Here is a 6,873-nt window from a genome sequence, read left to right as displayed (position 1 = left end):
CCCATAGGCGACAAGATTCTCGTGCAAAGACTGGAGGAGCCGGCACAGCGCGGCCCCATCGTGGTGCCGGACACGGCCAAGGAACGCCCGCAGCGCGGCAAGGTCATTGCCGTGGGCACGGGGCGCATCGACAAGCAGGGCAAGCGCGTTCCGCCCAGCGTCAAGGTCGGCGATGTCGTGTTGTTCGCCAAATGGGCCGGCAACGAGTGGACTATCGAGGGCGAAGAGTACCTTTTCCTCACGGAAGACGAGATTCTGGCAGTTTTGTAGGGAGTTCTTGGACTCGCGACGCGGGTTTGCGGCCGCCATGCTCAACTGTGGCGGCCGCTTTTTTTGTGTTCGCCCATCGCCGCGTGTCGTCGGTCGGTGGCAACGCCTGCCGCACCCAAAAAGTTGCCAGGCCTTCTTGGGAGTGACTCCCTCGCCAGCGGCAGTGACGGCGCGCTGAGCTGTTTTCCCCTGACCTTCTGCATCGGGACCACGTCGGCCTCGCGTGCCTCCCAATGATCGTCGCCCGGCTCCTCCGGCTTGGGCGGCGCAACCTCAGCGCGAGGCTACCCACAGCTTCCACAGGTGGCCAAACACCTCTTCCAGGGCGGGACCCAGAAGCTCGGTGTGCGTGGTAGTCAGGTCGGCCTCGTTGTCGAACACGGCGTACGGGACCCGCCGCCCCTTGATGGTGATGAAATGCGGATCGGCGGCGCTCAATTCGTCCCAGTCGTTGGTCTTGTAGTAGTACTCCATCTTCTCGTCCGGGAGGGAATGGTAGAGGATTGAGTCCTCCATGCCGGGTCGGGCGCGCAGGCGATTCTTGCGCAGCGACTCTTCGTAGGAGACCTTGATGTAGACGATCCCGGCGCGCCGCAGAATGTCGTCGCTGAGGTAGGAAAACGCCTCGCGGAAGCCATTCTCGCCCCCACGGGCAAACTCGACGATGGCCGTGGTGTGGTCGTGGTAGGCAGGGTCTTTGGCCAACTTCTTGGCATAGGCCAAGTTGATGCGCTCGATGAACAGGTTCCACACCCACTCGTCGGTGAAGTAGTAGCGCTCGTCGGTCCACAGCCGCTTGCGCCCGTGGCGGCTCAGGATGTCGTCGATCTCAAAGGTCTCCCAGACGTAGGGAAAGTCGTCGATCTCCTCGAACTGGCCGATGTGGAAGCGATGGATGCGCTCATTGACGTCAACCTTCTTGAGGAAGTCGATGACCTCCGACTTGCCGGCAGCCGGCCTGGCGATGAGGACGATGACGTCGAAGGTCGATTTTCCGCTGTGCTGCTGGCTCATGTTCAGCCTCCTTGAAGCTGCTCTTACCCTTTGATGGCCGATGACGGAACTGCCCGCCAGAGGCGCGTCATGAGGAAAGCACCGATCACCGCAAAGCCCATGATGCTGTAGGCCCAGGCACCCCAGCCCAAGGTGTCCAGCAGGCGCCCCATGGCGAACCCCACAAAGCCGGCGGCCAGGTACTGGCAGCCGTCCAGCATGCCGGTGGCGCTGGCTGCGCCTTTTCGCCCGCCAAAGTCCATGGAAGAGGTCCCCGACAAAATCCCATGCACACCGTTGATGAAAAAGTTGACCGTCACAATCAGAGCTGCCGCTGCCCAGGGGCTACCCGCCTGTGCCAGCACAAATAGGAACACCACCTGCCCGCAGTAGAAGAGGAAGGCCACCGGGGGGCGGCGCGAACCGAAGACCTTGTCGGAGAGGAAGCCACTGACAAAGCCGCCGGCAATGCCTGCCAACGGGATGCCCGTGGAGACGAATCTAAAGACCGCTGTGTCTTTGCCTATCTGGAACACGTTGTCCAGATATTTTGTCCACCAGGCGAGCACACCGGAGCGCACAAAGCCGGTGCAAAACTCGGCCAGCGCGATGGTGATGAGGATGGGGTTGGTGAAAATCTTCTTCACAATGAAGCCCCAGTCCACCGGCGCGTCGTCGCCAAAAGAAGCGTCATGTGTTTCCAGCTCCGGGAAACCGGCCTCCTGGGGCGTGTCCTTGAGGGCAAAGAGGTCAATAAGCGCCATAAAGGCGATTGCCGCCGATGGGATGAGAAACACGTATTGCAGTGGCAGGTGCACCAGGATGAACCCACCCACGCCGTAGGCCAGGTAGTAGCCGCCCTGAATCATCGCCCCGAAAATGGCGCCAAACACCCCGCGCTCGCGTACATGGAACCAGTGCGCGTTCACCTTGACGATGGAGATCGCACCAAAACTCTGAAAGTAGCTGTTGACGGCAAAGAGCATGGCCATGGCAATGAGCACTTTGAAAGGCCAGCCGGATAGACCCAACATGAGGCCGATGGCCAGGTTCATAGTCAGGGTGCCCGCAGCGCCGATGAGCATCGCCTTCTTGCCACCGATTTTGTCGGTCAGAGGGCCATTGAAGATGAGGCTGAGGGCATAGGTCCAGAAGCCGGCCGTGATGATCCACCCGATCTGCTCATTGCTCCAATTAAACTGCTTGCACAGCTCCGGATTGGCATTGTAGAGGTTGTAGCGGCCCATGTAGAACGTGGCATAGGTCAACCCCAAAGGGAACCAGTTGGCAAAGCGCCGCCGCCGGAATGCCCAGGAATGGCGAGGTGCGTCGTGATGTGTCTGCTCTGTCACTGTTCACTCTCTCCTTTCCGCCTCTGCTTCGTGGATGCTCCCATGTGCTGCTCACGAACACCAAACATCCTAACGCGCTCTCTTGAAGCGCCCTTCGACTTTCGAGGAGACGCGTGGGTGTTTCTTGATGTAGTCGATGACGACCTCTGACAGCATGAGGCCGGTGTTCTGCGGGTTTTTCGGCTCAAAGCCCATGTACCTTTCTGCTTGACCGTAGATGACGAAATCCACAGTGACGCCGCGGTAGGTGGCCCGGGGGTTGATGGGCTTGCCGCGCACCGAGGCGTTCACCACGCGTACCAGACTGTCGACCACCTGGTAGGTGCAGGTGAGGCCCGATACCTGCATGAGGCCGCCCCGCTGCAAGGCGACATTCCTGGCATTGAACTCCAAGAAGGTGAGAAGCTCCTTGCCGGTGCACTCGAAAGTCACCAGCGTATTGGCAAAGGGGAGAAGCTCCACGATGTCCAGCTTGCGCAGCGGGCCCGCTTTGATGTTCTTGCGAATGCCGCCGCTGTTGATGGTGGCAAAGTCGGCGTCCACTGTCTTGCGCATCACGTCGGCCACAAAGTTCCCCACATTGCTTTCGCCGTAGCGGGACCCGCGCCAATCGGTGAGAAGACGGCCTATGACCTGCCCGTAATCCTCCTCGATGCGCTTCTGATAGCCGTCGACCAGTTCCACCATGCGGGGATTGGGCGTGTGCACGCTGTCGACCAGCAGGGGGATCAGTGTCCCGCGGAAGCTCACCACCGAGTCTGCGGCAACCTGCAGGTCGAGGCGACCCAAACTCTGCAGGTTCGAGCCCGTCTGTGCCACGATGACGCCGTTGACCTTCTGGGGATTGGGGATGCGGGTGTGGCTGTGGCCGCCGATGATGACATCCGCGCCACGAATGGCGCTCGCCAGAGCACGATCTTCATAATCGCCCTGGTGAGTGAGGAGGATGATGAGGTCGGTTATTGGGTCCAGCTCGTCGATGGCCCGCTGCGCTGCCTGCACGACCGGCTCCACGCGCAGGCCTTCCACCTGCCGTCGTGCCACCTCGTCGAAGAGCTTTTCCAGAATGAGGCCGATGACGCCGACGCGCAGAGGGCCCACCTGGTAGACCTTGTAGGGAAGAGGGGCGAAGAGCGAATCGCCGCGCCAAAGGTTGGCGCACAGCACATCAAAGTCAGCAAGGGCGATGAGCTTCTTGAGATTATCTTGCCCATTGTCGAACTCGTGGTTGCCTAAGGCTGCCGCGTTGTAGCCGACAATGTTCATCATCTCCACGAATCCACCCCCGCGGGCACCGTGGGCCTCCATGCTGGCCAGAGGAGTGCCGGTCATATAGTCGCCAGCATCCAGGAGGAGAGTCGGTTTCCCTTCACTCCGCGCTTTCTGCACAAAGTACTCCAACGCCACCATGCCGCCTACCTTGGTGCGGCCCTGCTCCGGCGAGGAGGGCTGGAATTGGGCGTGCATGTCGTTGGTGTGCAGAATGACAAGCTCCGCAGGGGGCACTTGTGCAGCGGCGGAGGCGAGTGCCAGAACGAATAGCGCGAAGATCAGCCACTTACAGGTTCTCATCAAAGTCGTCCTTTCCTGAGTTGCAGACGCGTGTGCCAGCCATTCGCTTCCATGAGGTCAGGGCAAGATAGAAAACTCTGCTTACATTTGCAACCGAAAAGTGTGCGATGAGGCGTCGGCTTCGTGTTTGGGCTTGATTTTGACCGAGCATTTTGGTAACTTGACAGGCGTCAGACAGGCAGAAGGTGGCACGCGACGAGAGAACTTTCCCCGAGGAGGACCCGCTATGTACCCCCGACTCATGCTGATCGCGCTCATTGCTGTGCTGGCATTGGCATCCTGCACGTCCAAGAAGGCCAAAGAGTGCCCGACCCTGGCAGCAGAACAGATTGAGGCGCTCAAAGAGAAGGTGAAGGCAATGCCCCTTGAACCGGTGAATGCCAACGAAGTGGCAGTGATGACCACCAATTTGGGGACGATGGTCATCGAGTTCTTCCCGGACAAGGCTCCTTTGCACTGTGCGGCCTTCAAGCGTCTGGTGAATGCCGGGTTCTACAACTGCACCAAGTTCCATCGGCTGATCAAGGACTTTGTGGTACAGGGCGGCGACATCCTTTCTCGGGACGCGGATCCCCAGAATGATGGCACCGGCAACCCAGGCTACACCTTGCCTGCCGAGTTCAACGACGTGCCGCACGATAAGGGCATTCTCTCCATGGCGCGCACTCCAGATCCGAATAGCGCCGGAAGCCAGTTTTTCATCTGCCTTTCACGGCAGCGCACCGCCTTCCTTGACGGCCAGTACACCGTATTTGGTAAGGTGATCGAGGGGATGGAAGTGTTGGACAAAATCAACGCCTTGGAGACGGTGCAAGTCAACCCCCAGCTGGCGGTGCCCAAGATGCCGCTGTTCATTCAGGAAATCCACATGGAGCAGCGATAGATGAGGCTTCGGCGCCTTGCCCTGATTGTCGCAGGTCTTTTGTCGCTTTCCGGCTCCATGGGCAGGGCCATGCCCGGAGGCGAGGAGCGCCAGCGCTATTGGATCTTCTTCGTCGACAAGGGTCCGGTCTCGCAGCGCGAGGCTTTGTTGAAATCAGGCGTGGCAAATCAGCATCTTTCGCCGCGGGCACTGCAGCGGCGGGCCAAAGTGTTACCTGCACAGGCGCTTGTCGATGAGAGGGACCTGCCGGTCTATGAGCCCTATGTGCGGAGGCTCCGGGAGCTGGCTGTGGCGCCGGTGGTGAGTTCGCGGTGGCTGAACGCCGTGAGTGCCACGTTGGACTCCCCACAGCTGGCGACGGTGCGCGGCCTGCCCTTCGTGAGAGCAGTGCAGCCGGTAGCCATGCGATTGCCAGAGCCGGAGCCAGCGCCACCAGCGGAAACGGGGCCACTGGTCAAAGGCCTGGACCACACCCTGGACTACGGCCCTTCCTACGAGCAGAACCGGTTGATGCGCGTGCCCGAGGTGCATGACCTGGGCATCGATGGCAGCGGGGTGCGCGTCGGCATGTTGGACACCGGTTTTCGCTACCAGCTCAACGAGGCCTTTCAGCGGCTGCGCGTGGTGGCGGAGTTCGATTTCATCAACAGCGATAGCGTGACCCAGAACGAGGAAGGGCAGGACGCCACCAGCCAGGATCTGCACGGCACGGAGACACTGTCGGTCATAGGTGGTTTCAGTCCTGGACGGCTCATCGGACCGGCGTTCGGCGCCGAGTACCTCCTCGCCAAGACGGAGTATGTGCCCAGCGAGACGGCCATCGAGGAGGATTTTTGGGTGGCAGGCATCGAGTGGCTGGAGGCCATGGGGGCAGATGTGGTCTCCAGCTCACTGGGTTATCTTGACTGGTACACGTACCAGGACATGGATGGGAACACGGCCGTGACCACTCGCGCCGCCGACATTGCCGTAAGCAGGGGGGTGGTAGTCGTCAACAGCGCGGGCAATGAGGGTAACAGCGCCTGGCGGTACATTATCGCGCCGGCCGATGGGGATAGCGTCATCGCGGTGGGGGCCGTGAACAGCAGCGGGGTCTTGGCATCGTTCAGTTCGCGAGGCCCCACTGCGGACGGGCGCACCAAGCCGGACGTGGTGGCCATGGGGGTAGGGGTGTACATGGCCGGCCCAGTGCACGCCACGGATTTTCGCATAGGCAGCGGCACCTCTTTCTCCTGTCCGCTGGTTTCGGGGGTGGTGGCCCTCATGCTGGACGCTCATCCCTACCTGACGCCCATGCAAGTCTTGGAGGCGCTCAGGGAGACGGCCGATCGTGCCCAGGCCCCGGACAACGACTATGGCTGGGGTTTGGTCGACGCCTGGAAGGCCCTTCTCTACCATGGACCCGCGTTCACGCCACGCCCGCAGGTTGCTTTTGGGGCTGGCGACAGGGTGGAGGTGCGCCTGGCGGTGGCCGGCGAGCCTCCTATCCTCTCCGAGGGTGTGGCTGTGCTCTGGCGCCGCCAAGCGGACGGCGCCGACCAGCTCGTGGACATGCTGCCGACGGAGAGAGAACATCACTTCTTCGCGGAGTTGCCTCGTCCAGGGGAAGGCGACACGCTCTTTCTTTACTTCGCCGCTCAGGATGTGCGCGGTAAGGTTTTTGTTCACCCGCATGGTGCGCCACAGGAGCTTTTTTACCTGCCGCCGGGCGATTCAACGCTGCGCCTGATCCATCTCCCTGGAGACTCCTCGGCGCCGCCTTCCCCGCTGGTGCCGGTGAGTTTTCAGCTGCGTGCTCTCTAC

At 61.0% G+C, this 6,873-nt stretch carries 6 protein-coding genes; 3 read left to right on the top strand and 3 right to left on the bottom strand.

The features are described from left to right. Nucleotides 1–270, top strand: a 270-nt coding sequence (locus tag H5U38_11955) for a co-chaperone GroES (GenBank protein MBC7187737.1), incomplete at its 5' end; no start/stop codon positions are given. Between the two features lie 273 nt (nucleotides 271–543). On the opposite strand, the gene H5U38_11950 is transcribed toward H5U38_11955, so the two are convergent. From H5U38_11950 to H5U38_11940, 3 genes are all read right to left on the bottom strand, one after another. Continuing rightward, entirely contained in the window at nucleotides 544–1,284 is a 741-nt protein-coding gene (locus H5U38_11950; GenBank protein ID MBC7187736.1) for a hypothetical protein, read from the bottom strand. Between the two features lie 23 nt (nucleotides 1,285–1,307). Further along, nucleotides 1,308–2,615, bottom strand: coding sequence for an MFS transporter (locus H5U38_11945; protein ID MBC7187735.1), 1,308 nt, complete (start codon nucleotides 2,613–2,615; stop codon nucleotides 1,308–1,310). A 69-nt stretch (nucleotides 2,616–2,684) separates the two neighbouring features. Then, nucleotides 2,685–4,187 (bottom strand): bifunctional metallophosphatase/5'-nucleotidase, encoded by a 1,503-nt coding sequence (locus H5U38_11940; GenBank protein MBC7187734.1) that lies wholly within the window; start codon nucleotides 4,185–4,187, stop codon nucleotides 2,685–2,687. Nucleotides 4,188–4,413: 226 nt separating this feature from the next. Here H5U38_11940 and H5U38_11935 point away from each other — a divergent pair, with 226 nt between their 5' ends. Both H5U38_11935 and H5U38_11930 read left to right on the top strand, forming a co-directional pair. Next, nucleotides 4,414–5,070 carry a peptidylprolyl isomerase gene (locus H5U38_11935; GenBank protein MBC7187733.1) on the top strand — a complete coding sequence of 219 codons (657 nt, stop codon included), beginning with the start codon at nucleotides 4,414–4,416 and terminating at the stop codon, nucleotides 5,068–5,070. Beyond that, the coding region (locus tag H5U38_11930) for a S8 family serine peptidase (protein MBC7187732.1) at nucleotides 5,071–6,873 on the top strand (1,803 nt) is incomplete at its 3' end.

Source organism: Calditrichota bacterium, assembly GCA_014359355.1.
In the GTDB taxonomy this organism is placed as follows: domain Bacteria; phylum Zhuqueibacterota; class Zhuqueibacteria; order JANLFK01; family Oleimicrobiaceae; genus Oleimicrobium.
The sequence above is the reverse complement of the archived record's forward strand: the minus strand, read 5'-3'. Positions and strand labels throughout refer to the sequence as shown.

What these genes read in the sequence shown, in the direction of transcription:
- H5U38_11950 (MBC7187736.1), bottom strand. Translation starts at nt 1,284, where the DNA reads ATGAGCCAGCAGCACAGCGGAAAATCGACCTTCGACGTCATCGTCCTC.
- H5U38_11940 (MBC7187734.1), bottom strand. Translation starts at nt 4,187, where the DNA reads ATGAGAACCTGTAAGTGGCTGATCTTCGCGCTATTCGTTCTGGCACTC.
- H5U38_11935 (MBC7187733.1), top strand. Translation starts at nt 4,414, where the DNA reads ATGTACCCCCGACTCATGCTGATCGCGCTCATTGCTGTGCTGGCATTG.